Origin of the sequence: Hyphococcus flavus (assembly GCF_028748065.1) — a bacterium.
GTDB lineage: Bacteria > Pseudomonadota > Alphaproteobacteria > Caulobacterales > Parvularculaceae > Hyphococcus > Hyphococcus flavus.
This window is the reverse complement of the sequence record NZ_CP118166.1, coordinates 2,613,315-2,632,481: the sequence shown is the minus strand read 5'-3', so window position 1 is coordinate 2,632,481 and position 19,167 is coordinate 2,613,315. Positions and strand designations below refer to the sequence as shown.

The window sequence follows — 19,167 nt, the reverse complement described above, 5'->3', positions numbered from 1 at the left end:
TGGCGTGGCGGCGCTAGTATGGCTTCACAGCCGAGCCAAGAAACGCTTTTTCGTTTCCGCATCGGGTACGAAGCACACATCCCGAGACCCGAACCAGCCGATGCGATTGCGCTGAACGAAGTCATAAACGGCGTCGCCAATGACGCCCGGAACGAGCCGCCCGAGGGCGCCAAGCCATTTCCACGGCGCGGGCATGAGACGTGCGGCTTTACACACACCACGCCAGCGCAAATGCGGCACGCCGTCAGCCAGCACCATGAACGTGTCAAACGTATCCGCATCAAGATCGTAATGTTTATAAAGGGCACGCGGCAACGCATCCTGAATGACGGCGAACCTCGTTTCACCTTGCCGGTCATGCTTCATCATGAACTGCACGCCCGAAGCGCAAAGGACACACACGCCATCAAAGATGATGAGCGGTTTTGAATCGTCAAAAGGCGGTACGTTCGGATCGTCGCGATATGAATATTTTTCCGGTTGCATTTCAGACCCCACGAACCGGCTGGAATCTTTTCCGGAATAAAAACCGAACAATTAGGCTAGCGGCGACACTCACGCCGGCGAGAATTGCCGCAAAAAACAGCTCTCCGTTTCCCCGTAAGCCAAAATGGATTGCGGCGAGTAAGCTTGACGGCAGCGTCGCCATAACCGCTATTTGATAACTGAATCGACCATTTCGATCTGCTATTATCGCAAGGATGCATCCCGTTACGCCTGCCTGAATGCCGCCAAATATATATCCGTACAAAGAAAGCATAAAAGCCCAGATCGGCCACAAAACGAGACCTAACAGGGTTTGAAACTTAAATTCAGGAAAAACTTCTGAGAGTCCTGTTTGCAAAATCATGTATAAGAGAAACCCATGAATTGCGATCAAGCCGCCTATTGGAGGTCCAAAAACAAGAAAAATCAAGAATATCGTTACCCTGCGATTAAACCCTACGTTACCGATTCTATCGCCGGTTTCGAGTTTTTGTGCAGCACCACTCATCTCATCACTCCGACAATCGCAATGAGAAACGCAAGTTCGATCAGCACCGTAAGCGGCAGGCGCACGGCAAGGTACCATTCCGGCGCGCCGGAGCCTCGGCGTGTAGCCCTTAGATCGTCGATCAACAAAAGCGCCACCAGCGCCATGATAACGAGAAACTTCCAGTAGAGACCGCCACTTGGCGCAAGCAAAGGCAACGCCAGCACAAGCGGCAGCCCGGCGCCCAACAGCGCGCGCATGGTCGGCCCGCCGTCTTTCATAATAGCGACGCCCCATCTGACGCCGCCGAAGAAAACGATCAGCGCCGCGCCGTATAGCGTCATAGCGTAGCTCGCGGCGTATACACCGTCAGCATCAGTGCTGATAATAATCAGCGCAGCAGCAATCAACGGTGCAGATGCGAGGTACGCCAGGAGTTGCGCCGCACCGGTCTTAACTGAACTCTGCGCCGCTATTTGTTCTTTACCAGAGTGATTTAGAACGCTAACGACATAGGCCACGGCTCAGTCTCCTGCTTTTAAGTTCAGTTCATTCGGCTTTCTTTTTCAGAAAAGGCTTTAGTAAATCGACCGCTTTGGAGCCCATGCGAATTAAGGGCAGCAAGGTTTCCTTCGGCGTGTCTTTTAGCTGGCCGTACCAGCCATCGAGCAGATCCATCAGTTCCTTGATATCGCTAAGGCGTTTCACGGCCGCATCATTCGTTTTTGGGTCATCACGCGCTTCGTCGAGGCAGTGGCTCAATACTGATTTGGCCGGATCGATCTCCCGAGCTTTGCGCATCTCGACAATGCGAAACACCATTTCCCAGACATCGCCCTCTGCAATAAAATGATCACGGCGGTCGCCCTTGATCGGCGCGCGGCGCACAAGCTCCCACGTGGTGAGGTCTTTCAGTGAATTCGAAACATTGGAGCGCGCCATGCCGAGCTGGTTCGCAATCTCCTCCGCATGCAGAGGTTTATCGCTGACCAGCAACAGCGCATGGATTTGCGCGACCGAACGGTTGACGCCCCAGCTCGCGCCCATATCGCCCCAATGCAGAATAAACCGCTCTATGGCGGGGCTGAGGGAGTTCGCTTTATCAGTAATTTCTGTCATGACAGAAATATATGAAATCACTGTGTCCCACGCTATGGGGCGTCTCGCCGCAGTATTTTCGGATATATGGTCACATTTGTGGGATAATGCCCATGCTTATCATCATTTGTAGCTTCCCATTCTTGTAATAGGCGTTAATTCGTGATTTCAGGTGACTAATTAGAAACAGATTCGTGGGACATCTCCCAAATGAGTGAAATCGATACTTTACTGACCCGAGCAAAGGCGGCCGCTGAAAAATCAGGCCTGACCCTTTCAACGGTATCCAGAAAGCTTTTCAACGATGGCAAGGCGATCGCCCGACTGGAGGCTGGCGGCCAGTGCACTCTGAAGACGCTGGAAACCGCTCGCGCCAAGCTGAACGAATTGGAAACCGGCGCGGCGCCAGCGCCCGCCGAGCAACTGCCCCATGACGCAACCGCGGTTCTTTCACCGGCCAGCATGACCCATCTCGACCGGCTGGAGGCGGAAGCCATCCACATCATGCGCGAAGTAGCGGCCGAGGCGGAAAACCCGGTGATGCTTTACTCTGTCGGTAAAGACTCCGCTGTCATGCTGCATCTCGCGGTAAAGGCGTTTTATCCATCAAAGCCGCCCTTCCCGCTCATGCATGTGGACACCACCTGGAAGTTCCGTGAAATGATCAAATTCCGCGACGAAACCGCAGCGCGTCTCGGCCTTGATCTCATTGTGCACATTAATCAGGAAGGCGTCGAACAGGGCGTTGGGCCTTTCACGCATGGCAGCCAGGTTCATACCGACATTATGAAGACGCAAGCCCTGAAACAGGCGCTCGATAAGTATAAATTCGATGCGGCATTCGGCGGCGCACGCCGTGATGAAGAAAAATCCCGCGCCAAGGAACGCATATTTTCTTTCCGCTCAGCCGGGCATCGCTGGGATCCAAAAAATCAGCGTCCGGAGCTTTGGAATATCTATAATACGCGCATCGACCAGGGTGAATCCATTCGCGTGTTTCCGCTCTCCAACTGGACCGAACTTGACATCTGGCAATATATTTATCGCGAGAGCATTCCCATTGTACCGTTGTATTTTGCCGCCAAGCGGCCAGTGATCGAACGCGACGGCGCGATCATCATGGTGGATGACGACCGAATGCCGCTAAACGGCGAGGCGCCAAACGAAGAGATGGTCCGCTTCCGCACGCTCGGATGTTACCCCCTCACCGGTGCGGTCAAGTCAAAGGCGACGACCCTGCCGGAAATCATTCAGGAAATGTTGATCGCCACGACGTCAGAACGTCAGGGCAGGGTCATCGATCATGACCAGGCGGCGTCCATGGAGAAAAAAAAGCAGGAAGGGTATTTCTAAATGTCAGTATCGACCCTGAAACCCTCCGACGACGTCATTGAGTATCTTGCTGCGCATGAACGAAAGTCCATGCTGCGGTTCATCACCTGCGGCAGCGTCGATGACGGCAAGTCGACACTGATCGGACGGCTGCTCTACGATTCAAAACTTCTATATGATGACCAGATTTCGGCTCTCGAAAACGACACGAAAAAGCACGGCACGCAAGGTGAAAAAATTGACTTCGCACTCCTCGTCGACGGACTTGCCGCCGAACGCGAGCAAGGCATCACCATCGATGTCGCCTATCGTTTCTTTTCAACGGAAAAGCGCAAATTCATTGTCGCCGACACGCCGGGTCACGAACAATATACGCGTAACATGGCGACTGGCGCTTCAACTGCCGACCTCGCCGTCATCCTGATCGACGCACGCAAGGGTATGCTGACACAAACGCGACGTCACAGCTACATCGTTTCTTTGCTTGGCATCCATCATGTAGTTATCGCCATCAACAAGATGGATCTTGTTGATTACAACGAAAACACTTTCGACAGAATCGAAGCCGAATACCGCAAATTTGCCAAAGACCTCGGTTTTGAAACTATAACTTGCATCCCCATGTCAGCGCTTGAGGGTGTCAACGTCACCAGTAAAAGCCGTGAGACGCCCTGGTATCAGGGTTGTGCGCTGTTGCCTTATCTTGAAACCGTCAAAGTGCGCGGCGACCTGGCGGACAAGCCGTTCAGATTGCCGGTGCAATGGGTGAACCGCCCAAATCTCGATTTTCGCGGATTTTCAGGCACGCTTGCCAGCGGAACCGTGAAACCGGGCGATGAAATTGTTGTTCTCCCTTCCGCAAAACGCTCGAAAGTGAAATCCGTCGTCACTTATGACAGTCAGCTGGACGAAGCCCGCCCTGACATGGCGGTTACCCTGACACTTGAAGATGAAATCGATATCTCGCGCGGTGACGTCATTTGCGCCGGCAAGGCGCCGGCCGAACAGACGGATCAGTTCGCCGCTCACCTTTTATGGATGGCGGAAGACGCGCTTTATCCCGGCCGTCAGTACCTTTTGAAAACGGCAAACAGAATTATTCCCGCCACGGTTACCGAGCTAAAACACAAGGTGAACGTCAACACGCTTGAACATATGTCAGGCAAAACACTCGCGCTGAACGAAGTCGGTTTTTGTAATTTCAGTCTTGCACAACCGATTGCTTTCGATCCTTACAAGGACAACCGCAGAACCGGTTCGTTTGTTCTGATTGACCGCAGAACCAACGCCACTATCGGCGCAGGCATGATCGATTTCTCGTTAAGGCGCGCGAAAAACGTTCACTGGCAGGATCTTGATGTTAACAAAACAGCACGCGCAAGCGCAAAGCATCAGCGGCCCTGCGTGTTGTGGTTCACCGGGCTTTCAGGTTCCGGTAAATCAACCGTTGCAAACCTTGTCGAAAAACGTCTTCATGACATGGGCCGTCATACATATACGCTGGACGGCGATAATGTGCGCCACGGTCTGAACAAGGACCTTGGCTTCACCGACGCTGACCGTGTCGAGAACATCCGCCGTGTTGGCGAGACAGCGAAACTGATGGCCGACGCCGGCCTGATTGTCCTCGTATCCTTCATCTCACCGTTCCAGAGCGAACGCCGCATGGCGCGAGAGCTGTTGGAAGATGGCGAGTTTATAGAGGTCTTCATCTCAACGCCCCTGGAAGTGTGCGAACAGCGCGATGTCAAAGGCCTTTACGCCAAGGCCCGGCGCGGCGAGATCAAGAACTTCACCGGCATCGACAGTGAATATCAGCCGCCTGAAAACCCCGAACTTGATCTCGACACGTCAGAAATCGCCGCTGAGGCAGCTGCAACACGGATCGTCGACTATTTGCAGCAAAGCGGATATCTCGACGCCTAAACGCATTAAGTACTCAAGATTTTAGTGCTCCGGCTCAGCGAACAGGGAGAGTTCTGGCGGCTCGTGACTTGCGGTAAAAGACACCATTTCATAGAGCGTGCCGCCATTGTCATAAACAGCCCAGTTGGGTAGTCGCACGCTGCCGAACTGTTTCATCGGGCCAAATGTATAGCGATACTGGTTTGTCGCCCAGACAAGAGGTTCTTTCCGCGCATTCAGGATAACATAACCGCCAGGCTCACCGTCCGGGCCGCTAAATTGTAATTGTTTGCTGCCCGGAATATCGCCATCTGAGAAGGTGATTTCATAATAAGAATCATTACGAGCAACACCACGCGCCATCCGGTACAAACTAAACGGCCCTCGCGATATGGCGTTCTGTAAACTTTCATCGCTGCCTTTTGAAAATTCACCGTTCGTCATGCTCCAATAGCCATGCTCCGGGCTGTAGGCGCGCACGTAATGGTAAATTTCACTTTTCATTTCCACCCATGACCGGACGCCAGTCATGTCTAGGATTTCAATCTCACGATAAATGTCCGGGCGGTTATAGGGATGCCAGTCATGGACAAAGCGAACCGACGCGACCTGTGACCAGATTTTCTCTCCGCCCATGGCCTGAACCATGGCTTTCGCCTCGGCGATAGCTTCCGGGTCGCCCCGCAAGCCGTCCCCTTGCGCACTCGCAATAGCTGTCACATTCAAAATCGACAGCAGGAAAATAACCGTCAACACAACGCTCTTCATTCCATCCTCCGAGGCATGAGTAAATTTCAATGCGCCCATATAGTACTAATCGAAATATTTAGCAAACAGGCGCACGCTAACGGCTTGCGCCATCAGGTTGCACCACGCTGACATTCATAAGCGGATAATCGGATTTGTTAGCCTAGAACCACGCCAGCTACAGTGCGCCAGGCGAAGTCATTGCCGGCCACGAGCATGGGCCGTCCAAAGGTCGAAACCGGCCTATAAGGCTCGCCATCGTCAAGATATTCTGCTCGCCCGCCAATCTCACGCAAGATAACGACGCCCGGAGCGTGGTCCCACGGGCTGCAACGCGACGATAACGCAAAGTCTCGTTCGCCAGTAATCAGATTGATGTATGCGTATGCAGAACAACGCGCCGGTTCGGTCTCAAAGTTTTCACGCAATGGCTTTACAAGCCGCCCTCGCCAATCAGAAGACAATGCGCCAACGGCACGATAGCCAAACAAAGGCGCTTTGGATGGCTTGACCGGTTTCAGCGCCTCACCGTTCCATGAGGCCCCGCTTCCAGCTTCTCCAATGGCAAAGGCTTTTTCCGGAATGGCGTAGATCCACCCCTGACGAATTTTGCCTTTTTCGACAAGCGCCACCATTGATCCAAACTCGCGCACGCCCTGTACAAAATTTCGCGTGCCGTCCAGCGGGTCGACGATCCAATAAGCGCCGTCGCCTTCAAGTTTGGTCAAAATAGATGAGTCGCGCGCCGCTGATTCCTCGCCAATGAACCCGGCGCCTGGTAAAATCCCCGCCAAAGCGGTCTTTAGCTGCGCCTCGGCAGCCTGGTCAGCAACAGTAACGAAATCATCCGGCCTGGATTTTGTCCCAATATCATCATCCGATAGCGCGCCGAAACGCGAAACAATTTCTTCTTCCGCAACTTCAGCAATGACAGCCGCGACTTTTTCAGGATCTACGATCATGCGCTTTTATAGGCAGCGTCAGCGTCATTCGCGAGTGTTGCCGCGGGAAAGAGTTTGAAAAACTGTCCCTCGGTCTTTTTTGACAACCGCGTCTTTATAACCAGATCAACCCCGCTTGGCGTCTCGTCGAGAATATCACTGCGCTGGTGCAGCCATGCGCGCGCAGCTCCGAATGGCGCCGATAATCGCACAACCATTTCCTGATGCGCCTCAGTCAGCGCCGCTTCGATCGCGTCAAACAGCGCCGACACCCCTTCGCCAGTCTCAGCAGACATTGGAATCCGTACCGGCTCGCCAGCGTCGGCCTCACTCTTTAGGCGCGTTATCGCCAGTAAATCCTGACGATCGTCATCATCAAGCAGGTCTATTTTATTTAACGCTTCTATGACCGGACGCTCATCGTTTTCCTCAATGCCGAGCGCGCGCAGCACAGCCAGGACATCGGCCTTTTGCGCCTCCGTGTCGGGATGAGAGATATCGCGCACATGGACGATCACGTCCGCTTCCAACACTTCTTCGAGCGTTGCCCGAAACGCCGCCACGAGTTGTGTCGGCAAATCAGAAATAAATCCGACAGTATCGGACAGAATTGCTCGTACACCGGACGGCAGATCAATCGCGCGCATGGTCGGGTCAAGTGTCGCAAAAAGTAGGTCTTGCGCTTTTACGCTCGCTTTTGTCATTCGATTAAACAGCGTCGATTTACCGGCGTTCGTATAACCGACCAGCGCAATGACCGGATGCGGCGCTTTCTTTCGCTTGGCGCGCTGCAATGTTCTCGTTCGCCTGACGTCTTCTAGTTTCTTCTTTAGACGGACGATCTTGTCATCAAGCGCACGGCGGTCGGATTCGATTTGCCGTTCGCCGGGACCGCCCAGAAAGCCCGCCCCGCCTCGCTGCCGTTCAAGGTGAGTCCATGATCGCACCAGGCGCGATCGCTGATAATCAAGATGCGCGAGTTCAACTTGTAAAACGCCTTCGGCCGTTTGCGCACGGGCGCCGAAAATTTCAAGGATCAGCGCCGTACGGTCCAGAACTTTTGCGTTCCACGCCTTTTCAAGATTCCGGTGCTGAACAGGCGTTAGCGCGCCGTCGACAATGACCAATCCTGGCTTCGGCTTGTGTGTTTCGATAAAGGACGCGATTTCCTCAACCTTGCCGCCGCCAATAAGCGTTGAAGGTTTTGGTTGTCCAATCTGGATAATTTCCTCAGCGATAACTTTTATATTGATCGCCGCCGCCAAGCCCACAGCTTCTTCCAGCCGCGCCTCCGGAAGGCGCGTGCTTGCCTCGCCGCGAATGGCGGGGTGCAACACAATAGCAAACATGAGGTCAGACAAATTGCGTCCTAATCTTCAATAATCTCGTTCAACAAGCGTGTGAGAAACTGTCTGAGGTCAGCTTTCTTCACTGTCGTCGCCATCCCATAACGTCACCGGCGCTTGCGGCATGACCGTTGAGATTGCGTGCTTATATACGAGCTGTGCATGACCGTCGCGTTTCAACAGAACGCAAAAATTATCAAACCAGCTCACAATGCCTTGCAGCTTCACGCCGTTAACGAGAAAGATCGTAACCGGAATTTTTGTCTTGCGAACGTGGTTGAGAAAAGTGTCTTGAAGATTTTGTTTTTTTTCACTCATTTTTCTTTTCCGCTTCTCCGAGCCGGTTATTTTGTTGCAGCGCAAAAATCATTTTGGCGTGGAAAATCCCGGCACGCAACCGGTTTAAGCCGCGTTATTTCACAGAAATACTGAATTTTGCAGAAAAAACAGAGCTTTAATTACCGCAGGCCTTGTTTTTATAGGCGTTTCTCAGCCTTGCGGCTATGGGGCCGGGCTGGCCATCCCCGATCCGGGAGTCGTCGATCGCGACTATTGGCATGACGAATGACGTGGCCGATGTCATGAACGCTTCTGTTGCAGCCTTGGCTTCTTCCAGCGTGAAGGCGCGTTCTTCCACTTTTAACTGCAGCTCCTGTGCGCAGGCGATTGCGGTCTCACGCGTGATGCCGCCAAGAATGTGATTACCTTTTGGGTGCGTGATTAGAACGCCAGATTTATCGACGATCCACGCGTTAGAAGAAGAGCATTCCGTCACCACACCGTCCCTGACGAGAAACGTTTCTGCTGCGCCCGCTTCGACAGCAGCCTGCTTCGCCAAAACATTCGGCAGTAGTCCAACAGTTTTAATATCAACGCGCCCCCAGCGAATGTCCGGCTGTGAAATAACTTTCACGCCTTTTGCCGCTTTTGCATCGCTTTCCGATACATTAAACCGGCGCGCCGTCATCACCATCACGGGCTCGGCGCCATTTGGTGGAAACGGATGATTTCTCGGCGCGACCCCGCGCGTCACCTGAATATAAACAAGAGCGTCGCGCAACCGGTTTCGCCGTAGCAATTCGCGGATAACGGCCTCCAGCGGCGCCCGCTTCATAGGCGCAGGCATGCGAAGCTCGTTCAGCGATCTTTCAAGGCGTCTGTAATGACCGTCGAAATCATAGGTGCGCCCGTCAATGACGATGCACACTTCGTAAACGCCATCGGCGAATTGATAGCCCCGATCTTCAATATGGACATGCGCGTTAAGGTGAGGCGTGAAAGAACCATTTACATATGCAACGCGCGACATAGCTCACCATCTCCAGAATGCACGATTAATTAGCGCTAAAGCTACGGCCGCCTCAAGCCTGCCAAGGATCATTCCGCCAAGCAGCAACCAGCGCAGCGGCTCGTCAAACACGGCGTAGCCATCCGCCCCGCCTTCCGCAAGACTGATAAGCGGCCCGGCATTGCTGAGCGCCGCCGTAGCGGCCGCCACGCCAAGCTCAAATGGATGGCCCCAGAGACTGACGGCAATCAGCAGCCCGGCAAGAGTCAAGGTAAACACAATGAAGTGCATCCAAACGCCAAGTTCGTTAGCGACACGGCTTGTTCCGAACACCCGGCTCGGCGTGATCAACCGCCTTAATTCTTCGCGCGCGCGCCGCATGATCACCAGCCATCGCAACACTTTAAAACCGCCTGCTGTTGAAACCGCTGCTGCGCCAATGATTGCGGTGACAAGCACGGCCAACAGCGGCGGCGCTTCGCCGATCATGTAGCCGTTTGTTGTCACCAAAGATGCTGCGTTGAAAAGCTGGGGGCCAAGCAAGACGACATCGCCCGCCCCGGCTGTGACCCAGAACAGGACCGCCGCCCAGATAACGATGAGAAGATAGGCGCCTGTCTCTATATCGCGTAAACGTTCTTTATTACCGCTGACAATCCGCGCGACCAGAACGAAGTTGACGCCGCCAAGAAGCGTGAAGAAAAAGATCGGCGCAAGAATAGAAGGCCCGTACCCCGCTAGTCCGTTTTCATGCGGGATAAACCCGCCAGACGCGACAGTGGTCATAGCCAATATAGCGGCGTCAAATACGCTGGCGCCCGCAAGCGCAATCACCGAAAATGCCGCCAGTGTAATAATCGAATAAACGCTGGCGAATGAAACGACAGCATTGCGAAGCGGACGCAAGAACGAGTCCCGGTCGCCGCGCGAGAACGGCGGCAGCAAGGTATCAATGCCGATAAAAGCCGGCCGGATAAAAATCGCCGCCGCGATTGCCAGCGACGCGAGACCGCCAAGCCATTGCAGTTCAGCCCGCCATATCGCGCCGGGGACAGACGCGATAGCGGTTTCGTTAGAAAGCCATCCGCCGGTCGTTGTCATGGCGGACACCGTTTCAAAATAGGCGTCGCTGAATGAGTATCCTTCGGCCATGATCGGCAACCCAGCAAACACCGGCACGACGATCCACCACAATAAAATGACGATCAGCGCACCGCGAAAGCCGGCCGGATTGCGGCGGCCGAGGCTCGCCACATAAGCGCCGCCACCGGTAAGCCCCGTTACCGCTATTGAGAATACATAAGCGCCGAACGAAGAGCTTTCCGTGGCAAGCGCGATCAATGCGGGCGGTACAAGCATAATCGCAACAATGCAAAGCATCGCCGCGAAAGATCGAAGAATGCCTACCCACGCCATCTTGCCGCCTGAAGAAATGAAGGATCAGAAATATTCGATACTGACACGGAACATTTGTTCCACATCTTTTACATTTTCACGCATGGACATGAGTACGATCCGGTCGCCAGCACTGATAACCGTATCACCCGTTGGCATCTGCACCTCGCCATCACGGTAAACAGCGCCGATCATCACGCCTTCTGGCAGGCTCGCTTCACGCAGCGGCTTGTCAACCAGCGGCGACGTCTCTAGCGCCACAGCATCAATCAACTCAGCGGCGCCATCAGAAAGGGAATAAACGCCTTTGATACGGCCACGCCGGACATGCTGAAGAATTGTAGAAACTGTCGTCGCACGCGGATCCACATAGCGATCAACACCAACAGCCTCAGAAATTGGTCCATAATCAAGGTCATTAATAAGCGCCAATGACCGCCGCGAGCCTTCACGCTTCGCCACAACACAGGCCAGCATGTTGACCTGATCGTTGTCAGTCACAGAAACCACCGTTTCAGCCTCGGCAACACCCGCCTCACGCAATACGGCGCGGTCAAGCCCATCCCCCTGAAGCACAATGGTCCGTTCCAGTTCTTCAGCAATAAACTCCGCCCGCTTGCGATCCTTTTCAATCAGCCTGATTTTCATCGAACCGATTTTTTCAAGACCCTTGGCGACAAACAGGCCGATATTCCCGCCGCCGACGATAATCACGCGCCGCGCCTGACGCCCCGCCTCACCCATGATCTCGAGCGCGCGCGTAACGTCGTTACGGTCCGAAACGAAAAAGACGCGATCGCCGGGCTCAAGCTGGTCGCCGGAATGAGCGCGCCACATATGTTCGCCGCGTTTGATGGCGACAATCGTAATCTTGAGATCAGGGAACAGCTCAGCCACCTGCCGCAACGGCGTGTTAATGATCGGGCAATCGTCGCGAAGCTTGACGCCAACGGCCCATACTCTTCCGTCCACGAATGATTTGATTTCAAACGCGCCGGGGGTGGACATACGCTGAATGATCGCCTCTGAAACTTCACGCTCGGGCGAAATGATGACGTCAATCGGCAGATGCGTGCGCGAAAACAGATCGGAATAGCGCGGGTCGAGATAAGCTTGCGCCCGCACCCGCGCAATCTTGGTCGGCACGTTAAACAACGAGTGCGCAATCTGACAGGCAACCATGTTGACTTCGTCGGAAAAGGTGACTGCGATCACCATGTCCGCTTCGCGGGCGCCGGCTTCCTCAAGCGTTTCCGGATAGGCGCCATTGCCGACAACGCCCTTGACGTCCAGGCGTTCAGCAACGGCCCGGATCAGTTCCTTGGACTGATCGACAACCGTGACTTCATTGTTTTCCCGCGACAGACGCCGCGCAATGCCGACGCCAACGCGCCCGGCGCCGCAGACGATAACGCGCATAAATCATTCAACCTTGTTATTTCCCATCCGGGATAAGATTCGCCTTTACATTCAAGCGCTCTCGGCGCGTGACTGACCGTTTACGCCCAGCGCTTTTAACTTTCGGTGTAAAGCGGACCGCTCCATCCCGATAAACGTCGCCGTGCGGGATATATTCCCCCCAAAACGGTTAATTTGCGCGATGAGGTACTCCCGCTCGAACCGTTCCCGCGCTTCGCGCAGGGGCAAAGTGATAATTTGCTCGAGCCCTTCACCGGCCGGAATAGTGAGACCGGAATCCATCACTTCCGTCGGCAAGTGTTCGCACGTAATTTCAATTTCCGGATCGCGCCCCATCAAGATCAACGTACGCTCGATGACATTGCGCAACTGACGGACATTGCCAGGCCAAGCACAAGCCTGCAGCGCAGCCATCGCTTCCGATGACAACGGACGCTTGGGCAGCCCCGATGACTTCGCGATACGGTCGACAAAAAACGCCACCAATGAGGGTATGTCCTCGCGCCGCTCATCAAGGCCGGGCGCATTGATCGAAACGACATTCAGCCGGTGAAAAAGATCTTCACGGAAATTTCCTTCCGCCGCCAGCGCCAGCAGATCGTGCGACGTGGTCGAAACAATTCGAACATCGACCTCAACCGCTTTTTGTCCGCCGACCCGTTTGAACCGCTGTTCGACAAGAACGCGCAGGATTTTACCCTGCGTTTCGAGGGGCATGTCGCTGACCTCGTCAAACATCAGCGTACCGCCATGGGCCTTCTCCATGAGCCCGATCATTTTTGTTTCGCCGTCCTCGCCTTCAATGCCGAAGAGTTCTTCTTCCATGCGTTCCGGTGCAATCGAAGCGGCGCTGACGACGACAAATGGACGGGTTCGCCGGCTGGAGCGCGCATGCAAAAGCCGGGCGATCATTTCCTTGCCGGATCCCGGCGGGCCTGAAATCAGGACGCGGGAACGCGCGTCCGCCACACGTTCAATCACGTTTCTTAGCGATGATACGGCTGCGGACGAACCAATCAGACCCCAATCCGGCGCGCGCTCACGCAGTTCGGATACTTCGCGGGCAAGGCTCGCCGCTTCCAATGCGCGATTGCATGCGAGGATGAGACGGTCAGCATTAAAAGGCTTTTCGACAAAGTCGTAAGCGCCCTTCTTGATCGCCGCGACCGCCGTTTCGATCGTGCCATGGCCCGAGATGATAACGACCGGCAATCCGGGATGCAGCTTCTTGAGCACTTCAAGAATTTCTATGCCGTCAAGTTTTGAATTCTGCAGCCACACGTCCAGGATCACGAGTGCAGGACAACGATCCTTCACCGCAGACAATGCAGAATCGGAATCAGAAGCCGTACGCGGATTAAACCCCTCGTCTTCGAGAATGCCGGAAATCAGCTCCCGAATATCGGCTTCATCATCTACAACAAGAACATCAACACTCATTACAACCTACCCTGCATCCTTTTGTTGTCCCCTATTCAGCAGCCGTTGCATGCGGCGCATTCTCGCTTGCGCCAATCAACTGCAATGAAATCGTCATCTTCGCGCCAGTTTCGCCAAGCGTCTGGTCGTCTTCGAATTCAAGCGCGCCGCCATGTTCTTCGGCGACCTTCTTTACAATCGCCAGACCGAGGCCAGTCCCCTTGGCGCGAGTCGTCATATATGGTTCGGCTAATCGATGTCGTTCTTCTTTTGGCAAGCCGACGCCATTGTCGATAATGTGCACTTTTGCAAACGCGCCTGATGCTTCGATAATCACGCGCACTTTCCCGGGCACGCCAGCCTCATCAGCGTTCAATCTTGCACCAATTGACTCTGCTGCATTCTTTAAGAGGTTGGAAAACGCCTGCACGATCAGGCGACCGTCACACTGCACCATAACGGGCGTTTCAGGCGCATCTGTCGTAAATTCCACATCCGGGAAGGCGACTTTTTGCGGAAAGACTGCAGCCTTTACAAGTTCGCGAACATCTTCGTCACCGATGACCGGCTTCGGCATGCGCGCAAAAGATGAGAACTCATCAACCATCCGGCCGATATCGCTCACCTGCCGGATAATAGTTTCCGTGCAACGATCGAACACTTCCGGGTTCGACTGAACTTCTCCCGAATATTTGCGGCGGAGACGTTCGGCGGAAAGTTGTATCGGCGTCAGCGGATTTTTGATTTCGTGCGCAATACGGCGCGCCACATCACCCCAGGCCGCGTTGCGTTGGGCTGCGATGAGCTGTGTGATGTCGTCGAAAGTCGCAACGTAACTTGACCCATCGCCAACAGCGTCCCTGACGATACGAACATTCAGCGTTCTCGTCTTGCCGTGCCGGGTGACATCGATCTGATCGCCAATCTCCAGATACGGAGACGCCGCCGAACGCTCCAGCAGACCGGAAAGTTCCGGCATGAACATCGTAATGTTTTTACCGGTCAGGTTTTCCGTTCCGTCGCCAATCAGGTCGGCGGCGGACCTGTTGGCGATGGTGATCCGTCCGTCCGCTTCGAGGCCGATCACGCCAGCCGATACGCCCGAAAGCACGGCTTCGGTAAACCGGCGGCGTTCGTCGAACTGGCGGTTGGTGTCGACGAGATCATCGCGCTGCGTTTGCAATTGCGCCGTCATGTGATTCATGGAGCGCGCCAGCGCACCAAGCTCACCGTCTTCCTTATAAACTTCAACACGCGCGCCGAGATCGCCGCTTGAAACCTTCTCGGCCATATTCACGAGACGCCCGATAGGCTGCACCAGCCGGGTCGCCGCCCACAGGGCGAGCCAGATCGCGCCGAACAGGATGATAATGGCAAGCACCACATAGCCGGCGAGAAAAACGCGCTCGAGACGCGACCGGCCGAGTTCCGCCTCACGCCAGTCCTCGCGCACATCGCGCACGGCGAACAACCGCTGCGTGGTCGCGGTATCAACTGGTTGATAGCCAATCAAAAAACCGCCGCCATAATAATCAAGGCGAAGCGCGCCACGGAACATATCAAAGGTTTCATCGTTATTGACGCCGAAAATAAAGACTTCGCCTGGCGCGCCATTGCGCAGATCCGTCAATCGTTCATTGGCCGGCAAGCCGTAAGGGCCTTGTTCAATTTCGGCGCGGACCATGATCCGGCCATCGCCGTTCACCAGATACAAAGCGGAAAGTCCGCGCACCTGCGCTTGCGCATATAGATAACGGCGAAAGCTGATCGGCGTTTCTTCAAAACCGACGCCCGCCTCTTCCTGCCGCGCAATATCTTGTGCGATCAAGCTCATGGTTTGCCGCATTTCGCCGCCCTTGATGTTGACGAGCGCGTTGGCAAGATCGCGAGCGGTTTCCTGATAGTTTTCGATCCGCTCACTGAAGACATCATTGAGGCTGGCGCGCAGGATCGTAAACGCGAATAGAAACGCGATGACCGCCGGCACCACCGCGAGCAGTGAGAAGATGCCGACAAGCTGCATGTGCGTTCGCGAGCCCGCGAGCTGGTTTCTCCGGTTGATCCACACATGGTAAAGCCGCAAGCCCACCAACAGTGCAAAGCCAGCCGCAATCACGATGTTCCCGACAATCATCGCCATCAGGAACACGCGATCGACCCGCTCCACGAGCGGCGACATCAAAAACCATGTTGTCAGAAAGGCGACCGCGCCTGCGCCGATAAGCGCTGCTGCAATGGTCGTGTTGGAAAACAGCCATTCCGGCGCGAAACGGCGCATGCTGGACTTCGCGTCCTCGGTCTTCCCGTACAAGTCCGACTGTTGACTCAAAACTACGTTATCCCGTGGGGCGAAAATCGCCCAAATCCCTTACCGCACACATTCTGACCGGACAGCGCCGTTCACGCTGACCGCCGGTCTTTCTCAACCGCAATCTTCTGCAAGCCTCAAACCATGCGGATCGTGCGTCCGTTGTTGCCAAAAATCAACAGTTTTGTTGCCAAAATGAAACAGGGGGTGAGGCGGAGATTTTCGGCCTAGGCTGCAGAGCGGGCGGCAGCGCTGAAATCACCCTCGAAAAACGCCGCCAAGGCGTCCGCGACCCGTTCAGGCGAGGCCATGCGGCAGAGGCCGCTGCGGAAAGCGCGGCGTTCATGCGGATTCATCTCGAGCGGCGCATGATCCACATAAGCTGCAAGATGTTTGCGCGCCATGCGAACGCCTAGCGGCGCGCCGTAGTGGTCAATCGTCTCGCGATAGTGGACGAGCGCCGCATCACGCTGAATTTCGATTGCGGGCGGCACAATATCACCGCCGCTTTCAAGCGCCCTGGCGATGGCGCCCGGCAGCCATGGCCGGCCGGTAGAAGCGCGCCCGATCATAACGCCATCGGCGCCGGAGGCGGCCAAGGCTTCACGGGCCGTTTCAACATCGACGATATCGCCATTAACGATGACAGGGATCGAAACGGATTCTTTTACTGGTCGTACAGCCTGCCAGTTCGCCGTTCCGGTGTAAAAATCGCAGCGCGTTCGCCCATGTACGGTCAGCATCTGAACGCCCGCGCTTTCTGCGCGCATTGCGAGTTCCGCGGCGTTCAGCGAATTCCAATCCCAGCCAAGACGCATTTTCAATGTGACGGGTTTTGAAGTTGCGGCGACCGTCGCTTCAATCAGCGTCAAGGCATGGTCGAGATCGCGCATGAGCGCCGAACCGGATGCAGCGCCGGTCACCTGCCGTGACGGGCAGCCCATATTAATGTCGATGACATCGGCGCCGGCGGCTTCAGAAAGCCTTGCTCCCTCGGCCATCCAGCGCGCCTCACGACCCGCGAGCTGAACCACGAACGGAAAGATTTCACCATCACCCTCAGCCCGACGGACAACATCAGGCCTGCCGCGCGCCAGTTCTTCTGACGCCGTCATCTCAGAGACCACAAGCCCCGCGCCAAACCGCGCCACCGCCCGCCGGAACGGCAGGTCCGAGACGCCGGACATAGGCGCCAGCGCAACGTTGTTCTTTAAGCTGATGTCGGCGATAGAGAGCATTCTTCTGTTCTGATCTTGGCGCGGGGCGTATTTAACCGCTAAACCAGCACCTTACAAATGAGTTCCGGATTAAATGGTTAAACCCGACACCATCGCCATCATCGTCGCCGCCGGGCGCGGCACCAGAGCCGGCGCGGGCGGACCGAAACAGTATCGCAATCTTGCCGGGCGCGCCGTCATCGCGTGGACAGCGGAAGCGTTTTTGAATCACCCGCAGATTGATGGCGTGCGCGTCATTATCCACCGCGACGATCGCGGCGAATACGATGCCGCCATGGACGCACTATTGGATCATCCCAATTTGCTGGAACCGGTTTTCGGCGGCGCCGAGCGGCAGGATTCCGTCAGACTTGGCATCGAAAGCGTTGAGGGCAAAACGCCGAAATATGTTCTCATCCACGATGCGGCGCGGCCGTTCATCGATGAGAAAACCATCGCCCGAGTGATTGAAGCGTTGAGCGAACATGACGGCGCCCTCGCCGCCCTTCCCGTGCACGATACGCTTAAGCGTGCTGGCGCGGAGAATATAATCGAAACCACAGTTCCGCGTGACGCGTTGTGGCGGGCGCAGACGCCGCAAGGATTTCACTACGACAAAATCTTAAGCGCGCACCGCGCAGCTTGCGGACAGCAACTGACCGATGATGCTGCCGTCGCCGAGGCCGCCGGTCTTTGCGTTGCGCTGGTCGCCGGTTCGCCGGACAATATGAAACTTACCCAGGCGGAAGATTTCGGCATGGCCGAAACCCTTCTCGGCAGGAAAGCAAAAGTGATGGAATACAGAACGGGCCACGGCTTCGACGTTCACGCATTCGAGGATGGGAATGCGGTCATCATCTGCGGCGTTGAGATTCCGCACGAAAAAAAGCTTAAAGGCCATTCCGACGCCGATGTGGGCATGCACGCGCTGACCGACGCCATCTTGGGCGCCATTGGCGAAGGCGATATCGGCGATCACTTCCCGCCGTCCGATCCGCAATGGAAAGGCGCGCCAAGCCACGTGTTTTTAGAAAAAGCACGCGATCTGGTCGCCGCGCGTGACGGTAAGATCACCCATTGCGACGTAACGCTAATGTGCGAAGCGCCGAAGATCGGCCCGCACCGCGAGAAAATGCGCGAGGCGCTTGCTGAAATATTGAGCATTGACGCCGCACGCATCTCGGTCAAAGCGACGACTACGGAACAGTTAGGCTTTACAGGCCGCCGGGAGGGCATTGCCGCCATGGCGACCGCGACGGTTGCGCTTCCTCAAGAAAATTCATGACCCAAACCCACCGCATCTGGTCTTTGGCGCAGGCGATTATCGACAAGGCGGGCGCGCAAGGTCTGACCGTCGCCACAGCGGAGTCCTGCACTGGCGGCATGATCGCCGCGGCGCTGACGGACGTGCCGGGCTCCTCCGCTGTCGTTGATCGGGGCTTCGTCACCTATTCCAATGAAGCGAAGGCCGAAATGCTCGGCGTGCCGATGAAACTGATCGAACAGAACGGCGCCGTCAGCGCCGCCGTCGCGCGCGTCATGGCGCTGGGGGCCCTCCTTCATTCACGTGCTGATATAGCCGTTTCTGTCACCGGCATCGCCGGCCCGTCCGGCGGCACGGACAGAAAACCCGTCGGTCTTGTCTGGTTTGGCCTTGCCGACCGCGAAGGCGTGACGCGCGTAGAGCGCCGTGTATTCGCTGAGGGCGGGCGCGATTTCGTTCGCACCAAGGCGGCTGAAACCGCGCTTCATTTGATGCTGACCCGCCTCAATTCGTAG

The 19,167-nt window shown here is 55.5% G+C and carries 18 protein-coding genes; 4 read left to right on the top strand and 14 right to left on the bottom strand.

The window, feature by feature from the left end:
- Positions 1-24: 24 nt before the first annotated feature.
- The 4 genes from PUV54_RS12635 to PUV54_RS12620 are packed head-to-tail and all read right to left on the bottom strand — an operon-like array spanning position 25 to position 2,092.
- The gene (locus PUV54_RS12635; protein ID WP_274492622.1) at positions 25-486 is read right to left on the bottom strand and encodes a thiol-disulfide oxidoreductase DCC family protein; all 462 of its coding nucleotides are present in this window, start codon (positions 484-486) and stop codon (positions 25-27) included.
- Between the two features lies 1 nt (position 487).
- Complete coding sequence (locus tag PUV54_RS12630) at positions 488-994, bottom strand: hypothetical protein (protein ID WP_274492621.1); 507 nt, start codon at positions 992-994, stop codon at positions 488-490.
- Positions 991-1,494: a DUF3429 domain-containing protein gene (locus PUV54_RS12625; RefSeq protein ID WP_274492620.1), complete on the bottom strand. Its 504-nt coding sequence runs from the start codon at positions 1,492-1,494 to the stop codon at positions 991-993. Before PUV54_RS12625 ends, PUV54_RS12630 begins: the two co-directional genes overlap by 4 nt.
- Before the next feature lie 28 nt (positions 1,495-1,522).
- Positions 1,523-2,092, bottom strand: a complete 570-nt coding sequence (locus tag PUV54_RS12620; RefSeq protein ID WP_274492619.1) for a GbsR/MarR family transcriptional regulator — start codon at positions 2,090-2,092, stop codon at positions 1,523-1,525.
- A gap of 189 nt (positions 2,093-2,281) precedes the next feature.
- On the opposite strand from PUV54_RS12620, the gene cysD reads away from it, so the two are divergent.
- A complete protein-coding gene (gene cysD, locus PUV54_RS12615) occupies positions 2,282-3,424 on the top strand; it encodes a sulfate adenylyltransferase subunit CysD (RefSeq protein ID WP_274492618.1) in 1,143 nt (380 codons plus the stop codon).
- On the top strand, positions 3,425-5,329 hold the full coding sequence (cysN, locus tag PUV54_RS12610) for a sulfate adenylyltransferase subunit CysN (protein ID WP_274492617.1): 1,905 nt from the start codon (positions 3,425-3,427) through the stop codon (positions 5,327-5,329).
- Positions 5,330-5,350: 21 nt separating this feature from the next.
- Here cysN and PUV54_RS12605 read toward each other — a convergent pair whose 3' ends face one another.
- The 10 genes from PUV54_RS12605 to dusB all read right to left on the bottom strand — a co-directional run bounded on the left by PUV54_RS12605 (position 5,351) and on the right by dusB (position 17,409).
- Positions 5,351-6,076, bottom strand: a complete 726-nt coding sequence (locus PUV54_RS12605) for a hypothetical protein (protein ID WP_274492616.1) — start codon at positions 6,074-6,076, stop codon at positions 5,351-5,353.
- A gap of 137 nt (positions 6,077-6,213) precedes the next feature.
- Positions 6,214-7,017: an inositol monophosphatase family protein gene (locus tag PUV54_RS12600; protein WP_274492615.1), complete on the bottom strand. Its 804-nt coding sequence runs from the start codon at positions 7,015-7,017 to the stop codon at positions 6,214-6,216.
- A complete protein-coding gene (hflX, locus tag PUV54_RS12595) occupies positions 7,014-8,345 on the bottom strand; it encodes a GTPase HflX (RefSeq protein ID WP_420797962.1) in 1,332 nt (443 codons plus the stop codon). The genes PUV54_RS12600 and hflX overlap by 4 nt, the downstream gene beginning before the upstream one ends.
- A gap of 69 nt (positions 8,346-8,414) precedes the next feature.
- Entirely contained in the window at positions 8,415-8,660 is a 246-nt protein-coding gene (gene hfq, locus PUV54_RS12590; RefSeq protein ID WP_274492613.1) for an RNA chaperone Hfq, read from the bottom strand.
- 136 nt (positions 8,661-8,796) lie between these two features.
- Positions 8,797-9,651: a D-amino-acid transaminase gene (locus tag PUV54_RS12585; RefSeq protein WP_274492612.1), complete on the bottom strand. Its 855-nt coding sequence runs from the start codon at positions 9,649-9,651 to the stop codon at positions 8,797-8,799.
- Positions 9,652-9,654: 3 nt separating this feature from the next.
- Positions 9,655-11,046 carry a potassium transporter TrkG gene (locus PUV54_RS12580; protein WP_274492611.1) on the bottom strand — a complete coding sequence of 464 codons (1,392 nt, stop codon included), beginning with the start codon at positions 11,044-11,046 and terminating at the stop codon, positions 9,655-9,657.
- A 24-nt stretch (positions 11,047-11,070) separates the two neighbouring features.
- On the bottom strand, positions 11,071-12,444 hold the full coding sequence (gene trkA / locus PUV54_RS12575) for a Trk system potassium transporter TrkA (protein WP_274492610.1): 1,374 nt from the start codon (positions 12,442-12,444) through the stop codon (positions 11,071-11,073).
- 51 nt (positions 12,445-12,495) lie between these two features.
- Positions 12,496-13,884, bottom strand: a complete 1,389-nt coding sequence (gene ntrX / locus PUV54_RS12570) for a nitrogen assimilation response regulator NtrX (protein ID WP_274492609.1) — start codon at positions 13,882-13,884, stop codon at positions 12,496-12,498.
- Positions 13,885-13,915: 31 nt separating this feature from the next.
- Positions 13,916-16,141 carry a sensor histidine kinase gene (locus PUV54_RS12565; protein WP_274492608.1) on the bottom strand — a complete coding sequence of 742 codons (2,226 nt, stop codon included), beginning with the start codon at positions 16,139-16,141 and terminating at the stop codon, positions 13,916-13,918.
- 257 nt (positions 16,142-16,398) lie between these two features.
- Entirely contained in the window at positions 16,399-17,409 is a 1,011-nt protein-coding gene (dusB, locus tag PUV54_RS12560; protein ID WP_274492606.1) for a tRNA dihydrouridine synthase DusB, read from the bottom strand.
- 73 nt (positions 17,410-17,482) lie between these two features.
- Between dusB and PUV54_RS12555 the strand changes: the two genes are divergently transcribed.
- Positions 17,483-18,673: a bifunctional 2-C-methyl-D-erythritol 4-phosphate cytidylyltransferase/2-C-methyl-D-erythritol 2,4-cyclodiphosphate synthase gene (locus PUV54_RS12555; protein WP_274492605.1), complete on the top strand. Its 1,191-nt coding sequence runs from the start codon at positions 17,483-17,485 to the stop codon at positions 18,671-18,673.
- Positions 18,670-19,167 carry a CinA family protein gene (locus tag PUV54_RS12550; protein ID WP_274492604.1) on the top strand — a complete coding sequence of 166 codons (498 nt, stop codon included), beginning with the start codon at positions 18,670-18,672 and terminating at the stop codon, positions 19,165-19,167. The genes PUV54_RS12555 and PUV54_RS12550 overlap by 4 nt, the downstream gene beginning before the upstream one ends.